The organism is Janthinobacterium aestuarii, assembly GCF_046113285.1.
Lineage (GTDB): Bacteria > Pseudomonadota > Gammaproteobacteria > Burkholderiales > Burkholderiaceae_D > Janthinobacterium.
Genome location: NZ_CP142524.1, coordinates 5,746,988 through 5,766,662 on the forward strand (window position 1 = coordinate 5,746,988; position 19,675 = coordinate 5,766,662).

Consider the following 19,675-nt stretch of genomic DNA (forward strand, 5'->3'; position numbering starts at 1 on the left):
CCTTCCCATGCGCTACAGTGGCGCCATGTCCACACTCCCGTCCTTCCGCTCTTGCCTCGTCCTGCCGTTCGTCCTGATGGCGCTGGGCGCCTGCTCCACGCAGGTCGAACTGCGCACGGCGGCGCAGCAGGAGCAGTGGGGACGTGAAGCCGCTGGCCAGGGCGACTGGGCGCAAGCCATGCGCAGCTACGCGGCCGCGGCCGAGAATGCCGAACTGGGCCATGGCGATGCAGCTTGGCAGGCGCGGCTGCACCACGAAGCGGGACGCGCCGCCAGCGCCGCCTGCCGCTACGATGCGGCCGCATTTCATTTCCGCCAGGCTATCGCGCTGGCAAAGCAGGCCCGTACATCGAGCGCCCTCAGCGACAAGGCGCTGGCATCGCTACAGGCCGGCAAACCTTGCGCAGTTCCCCCATGAACGTCGCGCACACCTTGCTGGCAGCATCCACCCTCCTCGCCGCCATGGCGCCGGCGCGCGCCGTTGAACAACCGCTGCCTTTATGGGAAGCGGGCGTCTTCGGCGGCACAGCCGTCACGCCCGCCTATCCGGGCGCCAGCGAACGCTCGACGCGCAGCCTGGCCCTGCCCTATCTGATTTATCGCGGGAAAGTATTGCGCGCCGACCGTTCCGGCGTGGGCGCGCGCCTGCTTGATACGGATCGCCTCGACTTCGATATCGGTTTTGCCCTGTCCTTGCCGGCCCGCTCCAGCGATGTACCGGCCCGGCGCGGCATGCCCGACCTGGGCACCTTGGTGGAATTTGGCCCGCGCCTGAAAATCAAGCTGGCCGAGCCGACGCAGCACAGCCGCCTGGGCCTGGAACTGCCCTTGCGCGCCGTCATCGAAGCGCGCGGCGGCCTGCGCCGCCAGGGCGCCACGTTCGAACCGCGCCTCGTGTACGCGCTGCAAGGCGAGGGGCAGGCATGGCATGTCGATGCCAGCGTCGGCGCCGTGCTGGGCAATGCCGCCATCAACGATTACCTGTATGGCGTCAGCCCCGCGTTTGCCACCGATGGGCGCCCCGCGTATGCGGCCAAAAGCGGGCTGATGCTCACCCGTCTGGGCCTGGGCGGCTCCTACCGGCTACAGCGGGACTGGCGCGCCTTTGCCTTTTTACGCTACGACAATTACACGGGCGCCGCCAACCGCGCCAGCCCCCTGCTGCGCCAGAACAGCGGCACCTCGGCCGGCATCGGCCTGATGTGGACGTGGCAGCGCTCGGAGAGCCTGACACGGGGCCACGACGATTAGAGAACCAGCTGATGGCAGACATGCTGGCCATCCGGGCAATAAAAAACCCTGCAAATCAATGACTTGCAGGGTTCGTTGTCGCCCCGTATGGGACCGGCGTAGGGATTAGACGTTGAACAGGAAGTTCAGCACGTCGCCATCCTTGACCACGTATTCCTTGCCTTCGGCGCGCATCTTGCCCGCTTCCTTGGCGCCCGCTTCGCCCTTGTAGGCGATGAAGTCGTCATAGGCGATGGTTTGCGCGCGGATGAAGCCGCGTTCGAAGTCGGTGTGGATCACGCCGGCCGCCTGTGGCGCCGTGGCGCCCACGGGGATGGTCCAGGCGCGCACTTCCTTCACGCCCGCCGTGAAGTAGGTTTGCAGACCCAGCAGCTTGTAGCCGGCGCGGATCAGGCGGTCCAGGCCCGGCTCTTCCATGCCCATGTCGGCCAGGAAGGCGCCCTTGTCGGCGTCGTCCAGGTCGGCGATTTCCGCTTCCAGCGCCGCGCAGATGGCGACGATGGGGGCGTTTTGCGATTGCGCATACGCCGTCAGCTGGTCCAGCAGCGGATTGTTGGTAAAGCCCGTGTCGGAGACGTTGGCCACGAACATGGCCGGCTTGGCCGTGATCAGGCACAGCGGCTTGATCAGTTCCATTTCGTCGGCGTCCAGGCCCATGGCGCGCACGGGTTTCGCGTCGTTCAGGTACGGCATCATGCGTTCCATGATGGCCAGCAGCTTGGCCGCATCCTTGTCGCCCGAGCGGGCTTTCTTGTTTTCGCGGTGGATGGCTTTTTCCACGGTACCCATGTCGGCCAGCGCCAGTTCGGTCTGGATGACTTCGATATCGTCGAGCGGGTTGATCTTGCCGGCCACATGGATGACGTTGTCATCTTCGAAGCAGCGCACGACGTTCACGATGGCGTCCGTTTCGCGGATGTGCGACAGGAACTGGTTGCCCAGACCCTCGCCCTTCGATGCACCGGCCACGAGGCCGGCGATGTCGACGAATTCCACGATGGCGTTGACCATGCGTTCCGGCTTGACGATGGCGGCCAGCGCATCCATGCGCGGATCCGGCACTTCGACGACGCCGACGTTCGGCTCGATGGTGCAGAACGGATAGTTTTCAGCCGGGATACCGGCTTTCGTCAGTGCATTGAACAGGGTGGACTTGCCGACGTTCGGCAAGCCGACGATACCGCATTGGAGACTCATGGAAAACCTTTAATAATCAAAGCACATGGCGCCGTCTATCGGCGTGCTTGCCGTGCTGTTAGGGAAAACGGGCGATGGTTCGCCCTTTTCCGGGGATAGTGCGTGTGCTGCATTTCAAGGGGTCAATTGTACCCCTGACAGGCGCGCTTCAAAAGCCCGATGATGGGCAAATGACGCCAAAACAGCCGTATCGTGACGCCATCAGGCCCTGTTCTCAGGCGGTGTGCAGCTTCATCGTCGCCGCCTCGAACTTGCCCTCGACGATCTGCGGCATGACCTGCAGGGATTTGTCGATCGCCTGCTCGATCAGCTCCTGGTCTTCGCGGCGCGGGCGGTGCAGCACGAAGTCGGCCACCTGCTGCTGCAGGCTCAGGGTGCGCGGGTGGCCGATGCCCAGGCGCAAGCGCCAGTAATCCTGCGTGCCCAGCGCGGCCGTGATGTCTTTCAAGCCATTGTGGCCGCCGGCCGAGCCGCCCTTTTTCAGGCGCGCAATGCCGGGCATCAAATCGAGTTCGTCGTGCACGACCAGCACTTCATCGGCGGCGATCTTGAAAAAGCGCGCCAGCGCGCCCACGGACTGGCCCGAGCGGTTCATGAAGGTCAGCGGTTCGAGCAGCCAGACTTCGTTGCCGCCAATCGACGTTTTCGCCAGCATGGCGTTGTAGCGCGAATCGCGCTGCAGGCGCGTGCCGGGCAGGCTGTTGGCAAGATTGTCCACCAGCCAGAAGCCGGCATTGTGGCGGGTTTGTTCGTATTCGGGTCCCGGATTGCCGAGGCCGACGATCAGGCGTATGGGCATGGCTGTGTCTGCAATGTAAAAGAAAGCATTATCGGTGAAAACAGGCAGAAAAAAACCCGCGCGGCGAACCTGGCGGGTTTTTCCTTGCGACTACCGCATTGCTGCGGCGGCAAAATTACTTCTTGTCGGCTTCTGCAGCAGCGGCTTCGGCTTCAGCAGCAACGTGGCCAGCCGGTACCGAAGCGGTAGCGATGGTCAGGTTGGCGCCGTGGGTGACAGCGGTCACGCCAGCTGGCAGGACCAGGTCGCCAACGTGCAGCGAGTGACCGACGTCGATGTTCGACAGGTCAACGTTGATGAATTCTGGCAGTTGGCCTGGCAGGCACGAAACTTCGATTTCGTTGGCTACGTGGCTGATGGTCGCGCCGTGCAGTTTGACTGCTGGGGAAACGTCAGCGTTTACGAAGTGCAGCGCCACTTTTACGTGGATAGCTTGCTTAGCGTCAACGCGCTGGAAGTCAGCGTGCAGAACCAGTTGTTTGTATGCGTGGACTTGGAAGTCGCGCAACAGAACTTGCTGGGAAACGCCGTCGATTTCCAGATCCAGGATCGACGAGTGGAACACTTCTTTTTTCAACGCGTGGTACAGAGCGTTGTGATCCAGCGAGATCAGCACCGGGGCTTCAGCGCCACCGTAGACGATACCAGGGGTTTGGCCGGAAATGCGCAGGCGGCGGCTCGCTCCGGAACCTTGCAATTCGCGTTTAAATGCGATAACTTTCATGTGAAACTCCAAGAAGAACAAGGCTTGCGCCTTGTGTTATGAGGACTCCCGCGACCAGGAATCCTCGAAAATGGGTGCAAAACACCCCGAAAACTAAAACACTGCGGCGCAACAGGCAAAAGCCGGTCGCGCCGCAGGCATTACGTCTGTTGCTGCTCTTGCCGAATTAATCGATGAACAGCGAGATGACGGAGTCACCCTTGATGATGCGTTTGAACGTCTCGGCCAGCAGCGGCGCGCACGTCAATTGACGGATCTTGCCGCAGGCCAGGGCCGCTTCGGACAGGGGGATCGTGTCGGTCACGACCAGCTCATCGAGCGGCGAGGCCGAAATACGGTCGATCGCCGGGCCCGACAGCACCGCGTGCGTGCAATACGCCACGACTTTTTTCGCGCCGCGCTCTTTGAGCACTTCGGCAGCCTTGGTCAGGGTGCCTGCCGTGTCGACCATGTCATCCATGATCACGCAGTTGCGGCCTTCGACTTCACCGATGATGTTCATCACTTCGGACACGTTCGCTTTTGGACGACGCTTGTCGATGATGGCCAGGTCGCAGCCCAGGCGTTTTGCCAGGGCGCGCGCACGGACAACACCGCCGACGTCCGGCGACACCACCAGCAGATCCTGGTAGTTTTTCTTTTGCAGGTCGCCCAGCAAAATTGGCGAAGCGTAAATATTGTCGACTGGGATATCGAAGAAACCTTGAATCTGGTCAGCGTGCAAGTCCATGATCAGGACGCGCTCGACACCGGCTTCTTCCAGCATGTTCGCCACCACCTTGGCCGAAATCGCCACACGCGCGGAGCGTGGACGGCGGTCTTGGCGGGCGTAGCCGAAGTAAGGAATCGCGGCGGTGATGCGGCCAGCGGAAGCACGTTTCAAGGCATCAACCATCAGCATGATTTCCATCAGGCTGTCGTTGGTTGGAGCACAGGTGGATTGCAAAACAAAAACATCCTTGCCGCGTACGTTTTCGTTAATCTCGACCATTACTTCGCCGTCGGAGAATTTCGAAACGTTTGCTTTACCGAGAGGGATGCCGAGGTTTTTTGCGACCCCCTCTGCCAACGCTGGATTCGCGTTGCCGGTAAAAACCATCAGGTTTTCGTAAGCCATGGGAGTCCCAAGAGGTGATAAAGAAGTCTTGAAAAGCACTAACCGGGCATAGGCCCGGTCAGTCATTGTTTAGAATATGCCGCGTGGCGGCACATCTGCTTTTTCCCGTACTGGACGCCAACTTCGCATCGACAGACTACGGTGAAATGGTGGCAGGGGAAGAAGGATTCGAACCTTCGCATGCTGGAATCAAAATCCAGTGCCTTAACCAGCTTGGCGATTCCCCTACGTTACTGACTGCTTGCCGTCATGTTGGCCAGTATTATACCGACTATTTGACGCTAAGCAAAATCTTTTTTTGCTCTCTACAACATGGTGAGCATCGGGTGGCGATTCAGCGCTTTTGCCTTCCAGGCGACCCAGACTGGTGGCACATCGCTGAGCACCGCATCCGCTTCTTCCTGACTGCCAAACGCACTAAATACACAAGCACCGGAACCAGTCATCCTGGCCTCACCGTAAGCACCCAGCCATTCTACCGCATCTGCTACCGGCTTGAAAAGACTGCATGCTACTTGCTGTAAATCATTCTTTCCAAACCCGCCCGCATCGTTTCCTTCTGCGAGGTACCTGGAAAAGTCCGCTATTGTGACGGGTTCGGTATTTCTCGTCAAGCCTTCCGCGCAAAAAATTGCGGCGGTCGGCACTTGCACGCCCGGCTCGATCACCACATACCAGCATGCGGGCGTGGCGACGGGCTGCAAGGCTTCGCCCACGCCTTCGGCAAAGGCGTTTTCGCCAAAGATGAAAAACGGAATATCGGCGCCCAGCGGCAAACCCAGCGCCATCAAATCCTCGCGCGTCAAACCGGCCTGCCACAGGCGATTGAGCGCCATCAGCGCCGTGGCCGCGTCGGACGAGCCGCCACCCAAGCCGCCGCCCATGGGCAGCACCTTGTCGATGGCGATATCGACGCCGCGCGGCAAGGCGCCCGTGCGGCGCAATACTTCCGCCTGCAGCAATGTCGCGGCGCGGATGATCAAGTCCTGCTCTTGCGGCACGCCGGCCAGCTCCGTCACGCGGACAATCGCCGTGTCGTCGCGCAACGCGAAGTGCAGGGTGTCACCATGGTCGAGCAACTGGAACACCGTCTGCAGCAGATGGTAGCCATCGGCGCGGCGGCCGTTGACGTGCAAAAAGAGGTTCAGCTTGGCGGGAGCCGGGCAGTTATTCAGGGTCGTCAATGTCATGGTGCTGGTGCGGATGGGGCGGGATCGAGGACGATGCGCAGCGAGACGGCATCGGCCTGCGCGCTGGCATTGCGTTCGGCATCGATACGCCGCGGTTGGGGCAAAGCGCCCGGTGTATTGTCGGCCGCATTTTGCCCTACTTCTTGCCACGACACATAGCGCAAGCGCCAGCCGTCTTTCGTCGTCACACTGTCGTTGGCCGGCGAAGCGACGAAGCGCTTGCCATCGGCGCCCACGGCATAGCCTTGCAGCCAGTCGCGCAAGCCCGACACGGGCAAGGACCAGCCCAGCATCTGCGCGCTCAGGGTGTCGACATCGGGCGCGCTGCGCGGCGCCTTGCCGCTTTGCGTCAGCACGGCCTCGCGCGGCGTGACGGCAATCGTCGCCAGCGTGCTGCCGACGGGCGAATACAGGGTCACGTCCGTGCGCTGCGCCGTCTGCTGCCAGTTGAAATTGACGGTGGCCGATTCGGGCTTGTCATCTTTCTGGTACACGACGTTCAGGCGGCCCGTCAGCTCCACCTGTTCGCGGTAGGGCGCGACGGTGTTGGCGGATGGCGCGGCGCCTGACGAGAATGGGGAACTCAGGGTCGAGCAGGCCGAGAGTGACAGGCAGACGAGTGTGAGGGGAAGCAGTTTTTTTAACATGGGTACAAGGAAAAACCAGCGCCATGGCGCTGGTTTTTTATAGTTGAGATAATCGATTCAATCACAAACTGACATTCAGGCGCGCCAAGGTGCTTTTCAGCGCCTCGTTTTTCGGGTCCTTGCCTTGCGCCTCGCGCCACAGTTTTTGCGCTTCGGCCTTGTCGCCCTTTTGCCACAGCACTTCGCCCAGGTGGACGGCGATTTCCGGATCGCTGCGCACGGCATAGGCGCGGCGCAGCGCGTTTTCCGCGGCGGCCAGGTTACCCATGCGGAACTGCACCCAGCCCATGCTGTCCATGATGAACGGGTCGCCCGGCGCCATCTGCAAGGCTTTTTCGATCAGTGCATGGGCTTCCTCGAGGCGCAGGCCCCGTTCGGCCAGCGAATAACCGAGCGCGTTGTACGCGTGCTGGTTGTCCGGCGCCAGCGCCATCACGCGGCGCAGGCTGGCCTCCATCCGCTCGAATTTGTCCATGCGCTCGGCCAGCAAAGCGTAGTCGTACAGCAGTTCCGGATTGTCGGGAAAGCGCAGCAAGGCGTTTTCCAGCACCGTGTAGGCGCTTTGCACGTAGCCGGCGTCGCGCAGGAATTGCGCGTCGACCAGCAGCACCTGCGCCTGGCTTGCCGGATCGTCCGTTTCGATTTCCGTCAGCGCCTTGCGCGCCGCATCGAGATTGCCGCCGCGGGCGATCAGCTGGGCGCGGCGCAAGCGCGCCTCGACATAGCCGCTTGATGCGCTGTTGTCGACCTTGTCCAGCCAGGCGATGGCGCCCGCCGTGTCGCCGCGCGTCTCGGCGATCTGCGACAGTATCATCAGGGCCTTGAACGGATCGCGCGTGTCGCCGGGAGATTTTTCGAGCACGGCCAGGAAGCGCTTGAAGTACTGCTCCGCGCCCTTGGTGTCTTCCAGCTGCAGCGCCACGATGCCGAGCGCATACAGGGCGCCCACGTTATCGGGAGCGCTTTTCAACAGCAGCAGGAACTGCTCGCGCGCCGGTTCCAGCTGCTTCTGTTCGACCAGCAGGCGCGCGTATGCGCCGCGCACTTCGACGGCGTCCGGATTCTTTTGCAGGAAAGCGGCCAGCACCTTGCCCGCCGCCTCGGGTTCGCCCGTCACTTGCGCCAGGGTCAGCACGGCCAGCTCGGAGTTTGGCTTGATCGCCAGCGCCTTGTTCGCTTCGCCGATGGCACGGTCACGCTCGCCGATCGACAGGGCGCCCTGCGCCAGCACCAGGTGCGCTTCGAACATGTCCAGGTAAGGCTGCACCAGGCGCGTCACCATCGAATAGGCATACAGCTTGTCATTCGAGCGCGACAAAATCTGCTGCATCTGGAACAGGGCCACGCCCCGTGCGCCTTGCGGCGCATTGGCCAGGCGTTCGGCGAAAATCGGTTCCGCTTCTTCGATCTTGTCCGTCAACACGACAAAGCCGAGGAAGAACTGCGTCGCCTCGTCCGAGTCGGGCGCCAGCTCGCGCCACAGGCGGATGGCCGCCAGCGCCTCGCTGCCCTGCTTGGCGGCCAGCGCCATTTCGGAAGCGCGGCGCGCCAGGCGCGGATCGCGCGTCTGCTGCGCCGCCACCATCATCGTCACATACGGCCCCTGCCACTGGCCGCTCTTGAATTCCATCTCGGCCTTGGTCAGCTTGTACAGCAAGTCGCTGCTCAATTCGACCTTCGGCAGCTCATCGCCGGCGGGCCCCTCCTTGGAGGTGGCGTCCGGCTCCTGCGGCGCGGCGGGCGCAGACGCAGAGGGGCTGGCCGCGGCATCGGCGGGGGCGACAGGCGTCTGTGCCATGGCATGCGTGGCCATCAGGGCGGACAAGGTTACAATGGCGAAAGCGTTTTTCAAAGGCTGATCCTGGCTAAACGGCAAAGTTTGATTCTACGCCCAACGCGGCTATCGCGTACTTCACGTATGTAACGAAATATATGCGTCGTGGCGGCGTAGCCTGCCAGAGCCAGCCCTCGGCCGGCAAGCCGCCTGTTTTTTACCCGGTTTTCAACCATTCGAGCCCTATGCCAGAATTGCCAGAAGTCGAAGTCACACGGCGCGGTGTCGCGCCCCATCTCGAAGGGCGCGCCGTGCGCTCCGTCGTGCTGCGCCGCGACGGCCTGCGCTGGCCCTTCCCTCCTGCCCTGGGCGAACAATTGTCGGGGCAAACCATCGGCCTGACGGGGCGGCGCGGCAAATACCTGCTGATCCACTTCCGCCACGGCACCCTGATCATCCACCTGGGCATGTCCGGCCACCTGCGCGTGCTGCCGACGGGGACGCAGGCGCAAAAGCACGACCATTTCGACCTCGTCGTGGAGGACGCGGACGGCGGCAGCCAGGTGCTGCGCATGACGGACCCGCGCCGCTTCGGCGCCGTGCTGTGGCATGACGAGGCCGACGGCCCGCTGGACGGCCACGCGCTGCTGCGCGGGCTGGGCACGGAACCGCTCGAAGGCGGCTTCACGGGCCAGCTGCTGTTCGAGAAAACGCGCAACAAGGGCACCAACATCAAGCAGGTGCTGATGGCGGGCGACATCGTCGTCGGCGTGGGCAATATCTATTGTTCCGAAAGCCTGTTCCGCGCGGGGATCAACCCGAAGACGCCGGCCCGACGCATCGGCCTGGCCCGCTACGAGAAACTGGCGCAGGCGATCCGCGACGTGCTGGCCGAAGCCATCGTGCAGGGCGGCAGCACCCTGCGCGACTTCATCGGCGTGAACGGCCAGTCCGGCTACTTCCAGCAGACGTATTTCACGTACAACCGCGCGGGCAAGCCCTGCCGCGTCTGCGGCGCGCCGATCCGGCAAATTGTGCAGGGACAGCGTTCCACGTTTTACTGCGTGAATTGTCAAAAGTAAGCACACTCACAGAGGGAGCCAGATGGTCAGAGACCTGGAACAATACAGCGCATGGCGACAGGACGTGCAGGCTGCCTTGCAGGCATACCGGCAAGCCGCCAGCGCGGCGGGCCTGGTCGACGGCGCCTCCGCGCTGCGCCTGGCGCGCTGTGGCTCCCGCCTGCTCGATGACCGTTTATCCGTCGCCTTCGTGGCGGAATTCTCGCGCGGCAAATCCGAGCTGATCAACGCCATCTTCTTTGCCGGCTATGGCCAGCGCATCCTGCCCTCGGGCGCGGGCCGTACCACCATGTGCCCCACCGAGCTGCTGTACGACGCGGCCTGGCCGCCATCGATCCGGCTGCTGCCCATCGAGACGCGCGCGCAAAACCTGTCGACCAGCGACTACCGCGAGCTGCCCGCCGCCTGGACCGTCCTGCCCCTGAATATCGAAGCGGGCGACGACATGCAGGAAGCCATCCGCCAGGTCAGCCTGACGAAAAAAGTCAGCGTGGAAGAAGCGGCGCGCTACGGCCTGTATGACGCCGGCGATGCGGACGCTCCCGCCATGCTCGACGAGGACGGCCAGGTGGAAATTTCCATGTGGCGCCACGCCATCATCAACTTTCCCCATCCGCTGCTGAAACAGGGCCTGGTCATCCTCGACACGCCGGGCTTGAACGCCATCGGCACGGAACCGGAACTGACCCTGAACCTGATCCCGAATGCGCACGCGGTGCTGTTCATCCTGGCGGCCGACACGGGCGTCACGCGCAGCGACATCGAAGTGTGGCGCAACCATATCGGCGCCGGCGCGGGACGCCTGGTGGTGCTCAACAAGATCGACAGCATGTGGGATGAATTGCGCGGCGATGCCGAGGTGGCGCAGGCGATCGAACGCCAGCAGGCCAGCGTGGCGCACCTGTTGACGCTGGACGCTGGCCAGGTGTTTCCCGTCTCGGCGCAAAAGGCCCTGGTGGGCAAGATCAACCACGATGCGGCGCTGCTGGAAAAAAGCCGCCTGCAGGCGCTGGAGACGGCCCTGTTCGAGGAGCTGATTCCCGCGCGCAAGGACATCATCCGGCGCCAGCTGGCGTTCGACCTGGACGCCATCGAAGCGGCGCAGCAGGTGCAGGCGGCGGCCCGCGCGCGCGGCATCGCCGAGCAACTGCACGAACTGCACAGCCTGCGCGGCAAGAACCAGAGCGTGATCGCCCACATGATGCGGCGCATCGACATCGAGAAGAAGGAATTCGACAGCAGCCTGTTCAAGCTGCAAGCGACGCGCGCCGTGTTTACCCGGCTGTCGACGGAGCTGTACACGAGCCTGGGCATGGACATCGTGCGCGACGATATCGACGGCGTGCGCGCCGCCATGCAGCGCAGCCGCTTTTTCACGGGCCTGCGCGAAGCCGTGCGCCAGTATTTCGAGCGTATCGGCCAGAACCTCGACCGCTCGGAAGGCAAGACGGCCGAGATCACGGAAATGATGAACGTGATGTACCGCAAATTCGCCTCCGAACATGGCCTGGCGCTGGCCTTGCCGATGCCGTTTTCGCTGGCCCGCTACCGCCAGGAGATCGCCGATATCGAAGCCGTCTACCATAAACAGTTCGGCACGGCGACCCTGCTGACCACCAGCCGCGTCGTGCTGATGGAAAAATTCTTCGACACCATCGCCTCGCGCGTGCGCCGCAGTTTCACCAACGCCAACGACGACGCCAGCGCCTGGCTGAAAGTCATCATGGCGCCGCTCGAAGCGCAGATCGTCGAGTACAAGGAACAGCTGAAACTGCGCTTTGCCTCGATCCAGCGCATCCACGACGCCACGGGCAGCCTGGAACAGAAAATCGCCGGCTTCGAAGCGAGCCTGGCGGCGCTCGAACGCGACAAGACGCAGCTGGCGCAATTGCTGGCGGCCTTGCGCGCCGCCAGCGCAAACTGAACGCAACATCAGCACCATCAAACAACAGAACACTGGAATCCTGCATGAAACGTCTGCTGCATCCGCTCTCGCCCGCCACGGGCGCGGCACCTTTGGAAGATTACGTCGACCCGACTTTTTCCGCCACCGTCATCGCCTGGCAAAAGCAGCATGGCCGCCACGCGCTGCCGTGGCAAAACACGCGCGACGCCTACCTGATCTGGCTGTCCGAAATCATGCTGCAGCAAACGCAGGTCACCGCCGTACTCGCTTACTACGCGCGCTTCCTCGAACGCTTCCCCACCCTGCGCGATTTGGCCGCAGCCCCGGTGGAAGACGTGATGGCGCAGTGGAGCGGCCTCGGTTACTACACGCGGGCACGCAACCTGCACAAGTGCGCGCAGCGCGTGGTGGCCGAATATGACGGCGTGTTCCCCAGCGACCCGCTGCTACTGGCCGAGCTGCCCGGCATCGGCCGCTCGACGGCGGCCGCCATTTCCGCGTTTTCCAGCGGCACGCGGGCGGCCATCATGGACGGCAACGTCAAGCGCGTGTTTGCGCGCACCTTCGGCATCGACGCCTATCCCGGCGAAAAACGGGTCGAGGAAGCCATGTGGCGCCGCGCCGAGGCGCTGCTGCCTGAAACAGGTATCGAGGCCTACACGCAGGGCCTGATGGACTTCGGCGCCACCCTGTGCACGCGCAGCAGCCCCGATTGCGGCCGCTGCCCGCTGCAGCCGCGCTGCGTGGCCTACGCCACCGGCCGCACCAAGGATCTGCCGGTACGCAAGCCGAAGAAAACCAGCCCGGAAAAGCACGCCGTCATGCTCGTCATCATCGACGACGGCCAGGTGCTGCTGGAGCAGCGCCCCGGCTCGGGCATCTGGGGCGGCTTGCTGTCGCTGCCCGAACTCGATGGCCACGTGCTGGCCGATGAAGACTCGCCGCGAGAAATAAACCAGCAGGCACTGGCGCGCGCCGTGGCACCGTTCGGTGAAATCGAAACGCAGGAACGGCTGCTGCCCATTGTCCACGTGTTTACCCACTACAAGCTGCACATCGTCCCCTGCCGCATCACCCTGGCGCGCCGCCTGGCGCTGGCCGGAGAAGCGACGCACGTCTGGTATGACGGCGAGAAAATCGCCGACGCGCCGCTGCCCGCACCGATCAAGAAACTGCTGCTGGACCTGTTCGGCGATACGCGCGCGGCGCAGCGCAGCATGTTCTAGTGCGGCGTTTTTTACTGTTCGCGCTGACGGCGCTGTATTTGCACGGCGTCCAGGCGGCTGACGCGCTGCCGGAGGTACGCATCGGTGTGCTGGCCTACAAGGGCGGCGACGCCGTGCAGCAGGACTGGTCGTACGTGACGCGCCACCTGCAGGCCAGCATCCCCGGCATCCGTTTTACATTGGCAGACTACGACCAGGCGGGCCTGACGCGGGCCGTGCAGTCGCAAGCCATCGCCTTTGCCATCACCAGCAGCGGCCACTACGTGGCGCTCGAACACAGCGACGGCGCCAGCCGCATCGCCACGCTGGAGTCGCCTTGGACGGACTCGCCGCGCCAGGCCATCGGCTCGGCCATCGTCGTGCGCAGCGCGTCGCCGCTGCACGACCTGGCCGACCTGGCAGGCAAGAACGTGATGGCGGTGGCGCCCGACGCGTTTGGCGGCTACCAGATCGCCGCGCGCGAACTGCAGGAAGCGGGCATCGATCCCACGCACGATTTTGCCAGCCTGCGCTACAGCGGCTTTCCTTCGCAGCAGATCGTCGAGGCCGTGCGTGCTGGCCGCATGGACGCCGGCATCGTGCGCACCTGCCTGCTGGAACAGATGGTGGCGCGCGGCGAAGTGCGGGCCGAGGAACTGCGCGTCATCACCACGCGTCCGATTCCCGGTTTTCGCTGCGCCAGCTCGTCGCGGCTGTATCCGGACTGGCCCTTCGTGGCCCTGCGCCAGACGCCGCCCCCGCTGGCAAAAAAAGTGGCGCAGGCCCTGCTGGCCATGCCGCGCACCAGCGAAGGCTACAGCTGGACGGTGCCCAGCGATTACCAGATCGTCGATGAACTGTTCCGCGAACTGCGCATCGGCCCCTACGCCTATTTGAACAAGCTGACGTTCGAGACGGCCCTGCGCCGCTACTGGGGCTGGATGCTGCTGGTGCTAGCCTTGCTGGTGGCGTGGGCAGTGCACACGGTGCGCGTGGAATACCTGGTCAGCCGGCGCACGGAGCAATTGCGCGCGGCGCAGCACCAGCAGCGCGCGCTGGAAGAACAGGCGCGCCAGCGCCAGGCCACGCTCGACCACACGGCGCGCCTGGCCATCCTGGGCGAAATGGCCAGCGCCATCGCGCACGAATTGAACCAGCCGCTGGCGGCCATCGGCAATTTCGCGCGCGGCATGGCGCGCCGCATCACGGCGGGACGGCTCGACGCGGCGCCCTTGCTCGACGGCGCGCAGGAAATCGCCACGCAAAGCGAGCGCGCGGGCGCCATCATCCGGCACATCCGCGCGATGGCGCAAAAGCGTCCCGCGCACAGCACGGCCTTCGCGCTGGCCGACGCCGTGGAGCAGGCGGTATCGCTGTTCCGCGCGGCCCATCCGCAAGCCAATATCAGCTGGCGTCACGAGGCGGCCAGCGCTGCACCGCGCGTGCTGGCCGACCCGCAGCAAGTGCAGCAGGTGCTGCTCAATTTATTGAAAAATGCGCTCGACGCGCAGGTGGAAAACGACCATCCGCAGCACCCGATCGGCGTGCTGCTGCACCGCGAAAACGGCGCCTGCACAGTGGCCGTGCGCGACGCCGGCTGCGGCCTGGCCGCGGAGCAGATGGCGCGCCTGTTCGAGCCCTTCTTTACCACCAAGGCCGAAGGCCTGGGGCTGGGCATGTCCCTCAGCAAAAGCATCATCGAGTCGTTCGGCGGCAGCCTGTCGGCCCACGCCAACGCCGATGCGCCAGGCTTGACGGTCTGGTTCCGCCTGCCCGAAGATACGCATATGGAAGTAGATAAGGAAACACCATGAACGAAAGCGATGCGATCATCTTTGTCGTCGACGACGACGCCGCCATGCGCCGCTCGCTGGCCTATCTGTTCGATTCGGCCGGCTGGCAAGTGCAGACGTTCGAATCGGCGCGCGACTTCCTGCAGCGCTACGAGGGCCATGTGCCGGGCTGCCTGCTGCTCGACGTGCGCATGCCGCTGATGAGCGGACTGGAACTGCAACAGGAGCTGTCGCGCCATGCGATCTCCCTGCCCGTGATTTTCCTCAGCGGCCACGGTGACCTGGCGATGGCCGTGCAGACGATGAAGGCGGGCGCCTGCGATTTTCTGGAAAAGCCGTGCAAGGACCAGGTATTGCTGGACGCCGTCTCGCGTGCCGTGGCCCGCAGCGTGGAAGAAAGCCGCAGCGCCGCCAGCGCGAATACGGCGCAAACGGCGCTGGCGAGGCTCACCGCGCGCGAGCGCGAAGTGGCGCTGCTGATGGCCGAAGGCAAGGCCTCGAAAGTCATCGCCCGCGAGCTGGGCATCAGCGACAAGACGGTGCAGGTGCACCGCCATAACGCGATGGAGAAACTGGGCCTGCATTCAGCAGCCGAGGTAGCCCGGCTGCTGATGGCGGGTGGGCAAATCTAGGCCCGCACGATGCGGGCAGGAAGCCCCTGCCGCACCGACGTGCCCGAGACGGGATCGACGAACACGTTCTTGTCGCCGCGGCTCGGATCCGTCAGCCCCAGGTCGTTCAGGTTGATGCCCGCGCCGATGGCCGGTTCGTCGGGCTGGCGCAGCTTGCCGATGCGGTGGGCGCGCGCGCCGTGTTCCTTGTGACCGAAACCGTGTTCGACGGCGATCACGCCGCGCTGCACGCCATGGCGCAGCATCACCGTGGCCCTGGCCTTGCCACCCGGCGTCTCCAGATAAATCTGGTCGCCATTTTCCAGCTTCAGGCGCGCCGCATCGTCGGGATGCACGGCGACCGGATTGTCCGGATGGATGCCGCGCAAGCGCCGCGCGCCGATGCTGTACGAGTTTTGCAGCGCCGATTTAAAACTGATCAACTCGAACGGCCATTCGCTGGCCGGGTAGGTTTTGCGCACGGGCGTGCCGTCGGCGAAAGCCGCCACCCTCCACGCGGGCGTGCCGGGGAAACGCTTGCCGCTCAAGCTGTTCTTGCTCACGCCCAGACCCTCGTTGTACAGCATCATCGGTTTCAGGTAGCGGTGCGTGGACCAGTCCTGCGGATACGGCGTCTCGTCGGCCACGGGCGCAGCAGCAGCAGCAGCAGCAGCAGCGGGCGCCTTGGCATTCGCCGGCGGCGGCAGGCGCAGGCCGAACATCTCGCCATAGCTCTGGTAGCGCCCTCCCCGCGCCAGCATGAAGGCCACCTTGCGCCACTCTTCCGGCTTCAGGGTGCGCTCCAGTTCTGGGCGGATGCGCGCCACGCCGGACAGCGCGATATCGTCGTCGCTCGCCTCCGGCACGGCCGTCTTGCCTTGCCAGGCGATGTTGGCGCCGCCGCGCAGATACCAGTCTTCCGCGCGCTGCAATGGGAAGCGCTGGCCCTCCATGTCCTGCAGGGCTTCCGGGCCGAAGCCGGGCAAGGCCATCGTTTTGGCCAGCGCGATGAAGAACGATTCCATGCAGATGGTCTGGCCGTCCGGCGTCTTTTGCACGCGCGGTTCGACCACGGGCCAGCGCGCCGTGCTCATTTTGACGGGCATGCCGCCCCAGGCGCCGGCCCAGCCCCAGCTTTCATACAGCAAGGTATCGGGCAGCAGGTAGTCGGCAAACGCCGAGCTTTCATTGATGAAGGGATCGATGGCGACGATCAGGGGAATCTTCTTCGGATCGGCCAGCTCCTTGCCGATCTGCGCGCGCAAGCCCGTGATGCCGTAGACGGGATTGCAGCTCCACAGGATCAGCGCCTTCAAGGTGTAAGGATAGCCGTTCACGGCGCTGGTGAGCCATTCGGTGGCCAGCGCGGGCGCGTTCGGATACCACGGCGCCCTGGCCGGATACGCCTTGCCCGCTTCCTTCTTCAGCTTGAATTCCGAGGTTTTTTCATACGGCACATTGCGCCCGATCGGCATGCCCGTCGCCTTGATCTCGCCGTCGAAACTTTCGAGGTTGTAGCGCGGGCCGGGGCCCGCATCCTTGAAGCTGCCGCCGTTGACGAGGGTGCCGCCCTTGCGGTTCAAGTTGCCGATCAGGGTATTGAGCATGACCAGCGCATACGCGTTATAGAAACCTGCGCCCGACATCATGCCGCCGTGCGCATTGACGGCGGCGCGCTTGCCATGGCTGGTCAGTTCCCGCGCCAGGCCTTCGATGATGTCGCGGGGGATGCCGCAGGCGCTGGAATAGTCCTCCATGCTGTGGCGCTGCGCTTCTTCGTTGAGCATCGTCATGGCCGTCTTCAGGTGCAGCGGCGCGCCGGTCACGTCCAGCGGGCCGTCGAAGAACAGGCGCGCTTCGCCCTTGGCGGCATTGTGCGGCACGATCGCTTGCGTGGCCGCGTCGATCACGCAGAACGCGTCACCATCCTTGTAGCGCTCTTCTTCCGCCAGTTCCACCGCGCCGATGTCCGACGCGCGCAGGTAGCGGCCGTCGCGCGGATGGCCTTTTTCGCTGATGATCAGATGCGTGGCGTTGCACCAGGCGGCTTCGCCCGCCGCTTCCGCCACCTTCAGGTTGGGCTGCACGAGGAAGTTGCGGTCATAGCGTTCGTGCTCGATGATCCAGCGGATCATGGCCATGGCCAGCGCGCCATCCGTGCCCGGCTTGATCGGCACCCAGCGGCTGCGGTCGCCCGCGGCCAGGCTGTCCGCATTCGTCAGCACGGGGTCGACGACGACGTAGCTGAATTCGCGCTTGCCCGAACGGGCTTTCGCGATCAAGGTGCCCTGGCGCTTGAACGGGTTGCCCGCATTGCCGGGCGCCGTGCCGACGAAGATGCAGAACTCCGTGTTTTCCAGGTCCACTTTCGCATGCGGCATTTTCTTCATGTCGCCGAACATGGCGCCCGAGCCGCTGCGGTAGGCGCCGCCGCAATACGAGCCGTGGTTGACCAGGTTCAGACTGCCGTACGATTGCTTGAAAAAACGCGTGCCGAACGCCAGGCGGCCATCGTCGGTGCTGCACATCAGGCCCACCTGATTGACTTGCGGACCCAGTTCCGGCTGCGCCGGATCGATCGGTTTTTCCAGCTCGCGCAAGGCGCGCAAGCCCTGCACGTGGCCTTCGCCAAACAGGTCGCCGCCTTCCGTCACTTCCTTGACCAACTGGTCGAAGGCGATCGGCTCCCACTGGCCGCCGCCGCGCGGTCCCACGCGCTTCATGGGCGCCAGCACGCGGAAAGGCGACTCCATCTGTTCCAGCACGCCGTTGCCGCGGCCGCAAGCGGTGGAACGTCCCTTCAAGCCCTTTTCCTCGAAACGCGACAGGGAAATGAAGCTGTCGCGTATCGGGGTCTGGTACGGCAGCGCCGGATCGGCCGACAGGGGGCTGTACGGATTGCCCGCCACGCGCAGCACCTTGCCGCTTTTTTTATCCAGGCGCACGCGCACGCCGCAAAACGTGGTGCAGCCCATGCACATGGTGTAGCTGACCTGCTGGTCGGGATTGACCGTCAGTTTGCCCGTGGCCGTGTCGACGGAAAACTCGGGCGCCAGCGAATTGCCGTGCAAGCGCTGTACGGGTTTGTCCTTGCCCAGCGCGTGGTCGACCATGCGGCCGGCCGTGGTGGAAAAGCTGGCGGCAAAGGCGGCCAGCCCGCCGCCGATGGCGCCATAGCGCAGCAGCTTGCGGCGTTTTTCTTTTTCGTCTTCAGGGACGTCATTGCGGTCGTCGTTGTGTATTTGATCGTTCATTGTTGACTCCTCAGTGCGTGGCCATGGCGGGACGGCTGCGTGCAGCGACGACGCGTCCGGCCCATGGCAAAAATTCCAGCATCAGCAACAGCAGCGCGATCCACAGGCCGGCCGTGCCGATAATCCCCATCAAGCCGTCGTTCCCCATCGGCAGGTGGTAGTCGTACAGGCCCGCGCCCGTCTTCGGGATGTTCTGCCCGCCGATGAAAATCGTCCAGCGCATCATCCAGGCGCTGTGCAGCGCGATCAGGCCGTTGACGAGGCCACTCGTGGCGGGACGCCAGATGGCCAGGGCCATCGGCACGATTGACGACAGCACGGCCCAGACTGCCGTGAACTGCCATTGCGGCATGCCCGCCACCTGGGTAAAGGCCATGCTGTGGCTGGCGCTTACGCCGGACAGGCTGACGAACAGCCAGCCGCCGCCCAGCGCCAGCACCAGCGCCAGCGACAGCGCCAGCGCGCGGTTCAGGGACACTTCCAGCGCCATGTCGCGGCCCGGCAGGAAACGGTTGAACAGCAGCGCCAGGCCCACCGCCCCGACAAAGGCCGTGGCGGCAAATTGCGCCGGCAGGAACGGCGTGAACCACAGTGGACGGGCGCGCACCACCATTACTTCCATGCCCGTGTACAGCCCCACCACGAAGGCGGCGAGCAGGGTGAAGGCGGCGGCGGTGATGATGGCCTTGCGCGATGCGGCGCCGCCACGTCCCAGCAGCCGATAGGCAAAGGCCAGGCGGTCCCGACCCTGCCCCCGCGCGGCGAAGTCCCCGCGCAGCGCCAGCCACGCGTACAGCATCAGACAGCCCAGATACAGGGGAATGAAGAACGAACCCCACGACATCCACGACTGCGGCTGGAAGTAAATGTAGAAATGGTAGAAGCGGCCCGGCCCGTGCAAGTCGGCCAGCAGCGCCACGGGCGCCGTCATGCCGCAGACGAGGGACGCGAGCAGCGCGATGCGCCCCAGGCGTTCATACGCCTTGCGGCCGAAGACGAAGTACGGCAGGGTCAGCATGAAGCTGCCGTAACTGAGGCCGATGAGGAAAAAATACTGCACCGCCCACGGCAGCCATGCCGCTTCGCGCGTGACGTTGACAATTTCGGTGATGTGGCTGTCCATGG

16 protein-coding genes and 1 tRNA gene are annotated in these 19,675 nt (G+C 64.1%); 7 read left to right on the forward strand and 10 right to left on the reverse strand.

Going from position 1 to position 19,675, the window contains the following annotated elements:
• The first annotated feature begins 25 nt into the window (after positions 1-25).
• Together OX462_RS25865 and OX462_RS25870 are read left to right on the forward strand one after the other, a co-directional pair.
• Positions 26-418: a hypothetical protein gene (locus OX462_RS25865; RefSeq protein ID WP_409027363.1), complete on the forward strand. Its 393-nt coding sequence runs from the start codon at positions 26-28 to the stop codon at positions 416-418.
• On the forward strand, positions 415-1,251 hold the full coding sequence (locus OX462_RS25870; protein ID WP_070292350.1) for a MipA/OmpV family protein: 837 nt from the start codon (positions 415-417) through the stop codon (positions 1,249-1,251). Before OX462_RS25865 ends, OX462_RS25870 begins: the two co-directional genes overlap by 4 nt.
• Positions 1,252-1,356: 105 nt before the next feature.
• Here the strand turns inward: OX462_RS25870 and ychF are convergent, their stop codons facing one another.
• The 8 genes from ychF to OX462_RS25910 all read right to left on the reverse strand — a co-directional run bounded on the left by ychF (position 1,357) and on the right by OX462_RS25910 (position 8,777).
• On the reverse strand, positions 1,357-2,448 hold the full coding sequence (gene ychF, locus OX462_RS25875; protein ID WP_071325626.1) for a redox-regulated ATPase YchF: 1,092 nt from the start codon (positions 2,446-2,448) through the stop codon (positions 1,357-1,359).
• A 214-nt stretch (positions 2,449-2,662) separates the two neighbouring features.
• On the reverse strand, positions 2,663-3,247 hold the full coding sequence (gene pth / locus OX462_RS25880; RefSeq protein WP_034753275.1) for an aminoacyl-tRNA hydrolase: 585 nt from the start codon (positions 3,245-3,247) through the stop codon (positions 2,663-2,665).
• Positions 3,248-3,362: 115 nt separating this feature from the next.
• The gene (locus tag OX462_RS25885; protein ID WP_070221672.1) at positions 3,363-3,971 is read right to left on the reverse strand and encodes a 50S ribosomal protein L25/general stress protein Ctc; all 609 of its coding nucleotides are present in this window, start codon (positions 3,969-3,971) and stop codon (positions 3,363-3,365) included.
• A 166-nt stretch (positions 3,972-4,137) separates the two neighbouring features.
• Complete coding sequence (locus OX462_RS25890) at positions 4,138-5,088, reverse strand: ribose-phosphate pyrophosphokinase (protein WP_034753270.1); 951 nt, start codon at positions 5,086-5,088, stop codon at positions 4,138-4,140.
• Between the two features lie 150 nt (positions 5,089-5,238).
• Positions 5,239-5,315, reverse strand: a tRNA-Gln gene (locus tag OX462_RS25895).
• A 78-nt stretch (positions 5,316-5,393) separates the two neighbouring features.
• On the reverse strand, positions 5,394-6,278 hold the full coding sequence (gene ispE / locus OX462_RS25900) for a 4-(cytidine 5'-diphospho)-2-C-methyl-D-erythritol kinase (RefSeq protein ID WP_409027364.1): 885 nt from the start codon (positions 6,276-6,278) through the stop codon (positions 5,394-5,396).
• The gene (locus tag OX462_RS25905; RefSeq protein WP_121668340.1) at positions 6,275-6,925 is read right to left on the reverse strand and encodes an outer membrane lipoprotein LolB; all 651 of its coding nucleotides are present in this window, start codon (positions 6,923-6,925) and stop codon (positions 6,275-6,277) included. Before OX462_RS25905 ends, ispE begins: the two co-directional genes overlap by 4 nt.
• A 61-nt stretch (positions 6,926-6,986) precedes the next feature.
• The gene (locus OX462_RS25910; RefSeq protein ID WP_121668339.1) at positions 6,987-8,777 is read right to left on the reverse strand and encodes a tetratricopeptide repeat protein; all 1,791 of its coding nucleotides are present in this window, start codon (positions 8,775-8,777) and stop codon (positions 6,987-6,989) included.
• A gap of 167 nt (positions 8,778-8,944) precedes the next feature.
• Here OX462_RS25910 and mutM point away from each other — a divergent pair, with 167 nt between their 5' ends.
• The 5 genes from mutM to OX462_RS25935 are packed head-to-tail and all read left to right on the forward strand — an operon-like array spanning position 8,945 to position 15,317.
• Entirely contained in the window at positions 8,945-9,781 is an 837-nt protein-coding gene (mutM, locus tag OX462_RS25915) for a bifunctional DNA-formamidopyrimidine glycosylase/DNA-(apurinic or apyrimidinic site) lyase (RefSeq protein ID WP_070221676.1), read from the forward strand.
• Positions 9,782-9,803: 22 nt separating this feature from the next.
• Positions 9,804-11,705: a dynamin family protein gene (locus OX462_RS25920; RefSeq protein WP_409027365.1), complete on the forward strand. Its 1,902-nt coding sequence runs from the start codon at positions 9,804-9,806 to the stop codon at positions 11,703-11,705.
• 44 nt (positions 11,706-11,749) lie between these two features.
• A complete protein-coding gene (mutY, locus tag OX462_RS25925) occupies positions 11,750-12,913 on the forward strand; it encodes an A/G-specific adenine glycosylase (protein WP_409027366.1) in 1,164 nt (387 codons plus the stop codon).
• The gene (locus OX462_RS25930; RefSeq protein WP_409027367.1) at positions 12,913-14,706 is read left to right on the forward strand and encodes a sensor histidine kinase; all 1,794 of its coding nucleotides are present in this window, start codon (positions 12,913-12,915) and stop codon (positions 14,704-14,706) included. Before mutY ends, OX462_RS25930 begins: the two co-directional genes overlap by 1 nt.
• Positions 14,703-15,317, forward strand: coding sequence for a response regulator transcription factor (locus tag OX462_RS25935; RefSeq protein ID WP_409027368.1), 615 nt, complete (start codon positions 14,703-14,705; stop codon positions 15,315-15,317). Before OX462_RS25930 ends, OX462_RS25935 begins: the two co-directional genes overlap by 4 nt.
• On the opposite strand, the gene OX462_RS25940 is transcribed toward OX462_RS25935, so the two are convergent.
• Together OX462_RS25940 and nrfD are read right to left on the reverse strand one after the other, a co-directional pair.
• The gene (locus OX462_RS25940; protein ID WP_409027369.1) at positions 15,314-18,550 is read right to left on the reverse strand and encodes a molybdopterin dinucleotide binding domain-containing protein; all 3,237 of its coding nucleotides are present in this window, start codon (positions 18,548-18,550) and stop codon (positions 15,314-15,316) included. The two genes, OX462_RS25935 and OX462_RS25940, sit on opposite strands and share 4 nt — an antisense overlap.
• Before the next feature lie 10 nt (positions 18,551-18,560).
• Complete coding sequence (nrfD, locus tag OX462_RS25945; RefSeq protein ID WP_070221682.1) at positions 18,561-19,673, reverse strand: NrfD/PsrC family molybdoenzyme membrane anchor subunit; 1,113 nt, start codon at positions 19,671-19,673, stop codon at positions 18,561-18,563.
• Positions 19,674-19,675: the final 2 nt, after the last annotated feature.

Coding starts and splice junctions, on each gene's coding strand:
- OX462_RS25905 (WP_121668340.1), bottom strand. CDS start 6,925: ATGTTAAAAAAACTGCTTCCCCTCACACTCGTCTGCCTGTCACTCTCG.
- mutM (WP_070221676.1), top strand. CDS start 8,945: ATGCCAGAATTGCCAGAAGTCGAAGTCACACGGCGCGGTGTCGCGCCC.
- pth (WP_034753275.1), bottom strand. CDS start 3,247: ATGCCCATACGCCTGATCGTCGGCCTCGGCAATCCGGGACCCGAATAC.
- mutY (WP_409027366.1), top strand. CDS start 11,750: ATGAAACGTCTGCTGCATCCGCTCTCGCCCGCCACGGGCGCGGCACCT.
- OX462_RS25920 (WP_409027365.1), top strand. CDS start 9,804: ATGGTCAGAGACCTGGAACAATACAGCGCATGGCGACAGGACGTGCAG.
- ychF (WP_071325626.1), bottom strand. CDS start 2,448: ATGAGTCTCCAATGCGGTATCGTCGGCTTGCCGAACGTCGGCAAGTCC.
- OX462_RS25865 (WP_409027363.1), top strand. CDS start 26: ATGTCCACACTCCCGTCCTTCCGCTCTTGCCTCGTCCTGCCGTTCGTC.
- OX462_RS25935 (WP_409027368.1), top strand. CDS start 14,703: ATGAACGAAAGCGATGCGATCATCTTTGTCGTCGACGACGACGCCGCC.
- OX462_RS25885 (WP_070221672.1), bottom strand. CDS start 3,971: ATGAAAGTTATCGCATTTAAACGCGAATTGCAAGGTTCCGGAGCGAGC.
- ispE (WP_409027364.1), bottom strand. CDS start 6,278: ATGACATTGACGACCCTGAATAACTGCCCGGCTCCCGCCAAGCTGAAC.
- OX462_RS25890 (WP_034753270.1), bottom strand. CDS start 5,088: ATGGCTTACGAAAACCTGATGGTTTTTACCGGCAACGCGAATCCAGCG.
- nrfD (WP_070221682.1), bottom strand. CDS start 19,673: ATGGACAGCCACATCACCGAAATTGTCAACGTCACGCGCGAAGCGGCA.
- OX462_RS25870 (WP_070292350.1), top strand. CDS start 415: ATGAACGTCGCGCACACCTTGCTGGCAGCATCCACCCTCCTCGCCGCC.
- OX462_RS25940 (WP_409027369.1), bottom strand. CDS start 18,550: ATGAACGATCAAATACACAACGACGACCGCAATGACGTCCCTGAAGAC.